The organism is Butyricimonas hominis (genome assembly GCF_014287455.1).
GTDB classification, from domain to species: Bacteria; Bacteroidota; Bacteroidia; order Bacteroidales; family Marinifilaceae; genus Butyricimonas; species Butyricimonas muris.
Genome location: NZ_JACOOH010000061.1, coordinates 1 through 728, shown reverse-complemented (window position 1 = coordinate 728; position 728 = coordinate 1). Strand labels below are relative to the sequence as shown.

Sequence of the window (728 nt, the reverse complement as noted above, 5' to 3'; positions counted from 1 at the left end):
AGTTCGTTGAACTGCGCATCGGTGCTTACCTCCAGTTCCTCGATGCGCCTTGACAGTTCCTCGTAACCGATTGCCATTTGGCGCATGAGGACAAAAGCCCGCATGATTGAAATGTTTACTTCTATGGCTACTTTGGAGCGGAGAACCGAAGAAAGCATGGCTACGCCCTGCTCGGTGAAAGCCATAGGCATAGCAACGCCGAAGTTGTAAGCAGGGGGTATCACATTTTGTGATACCCCTATGGATAACAGCAAGTTAGCTTCCTCTTGGGTGAGTACAAACATAAAATCACCCGGAAAACGCTCGATATTGCGCTTGACCGCCTGCTTCAAGGCTCGTGTTTCCACTTGGTAGAGTTCTGCCAAATGATAATCGAGCATCACCCGGCAACTTCTGACCTCAAAAATCTTGTTTTGGATAATCTGCAAATCCATAATCGTATATTTTAGGAGATTTAGCAATGTTGGAATAATAGTAAGGACTGGTCACAAATTGTGACCAGTTCCATATAATCAAGATTACATGGCAACTTCCTTGTAAATCTTCTCAATGCCGACAAACTTCTTGTCAAGCCCCTGCATATCGCTGCCTATCTTGCTGTTGGTGATGCGGGCGTAGATTTGCGTAGTTTCTATGTTTGTGTGTCCCAGCATCTTGGACACCGTTTCAATGGGTACGCCCTTTGACAGCGTGGTGGTCGTGGCGAACGTGTGCCGGGCAAGGTGGAA

The 728-nt window shown here is 47.0% G+C and carries 2 protein-coding genes; both read right to left on the bottom strand.

What is annotated here, in order from left to right; all coding sequences use genetic code 11:
* On the bottom strand, positions 1 to 434 hold a 434-nt coding region (locus H8S64_RS22240; RefSeq protein WP_186978740.1), incomplete at its 3' end, for an ORF6N domain-containing protein.
* 84 nt (positions 435 to 518) lie between these two features.
* A partial coding sequence (locus H8S64_RS22235) for a tyrosine-type recombinase/integrase (protein WP_186978739.1) occupies positions 519 to 728 on the bottom strand: 210 nt, incomplete at its 5' end.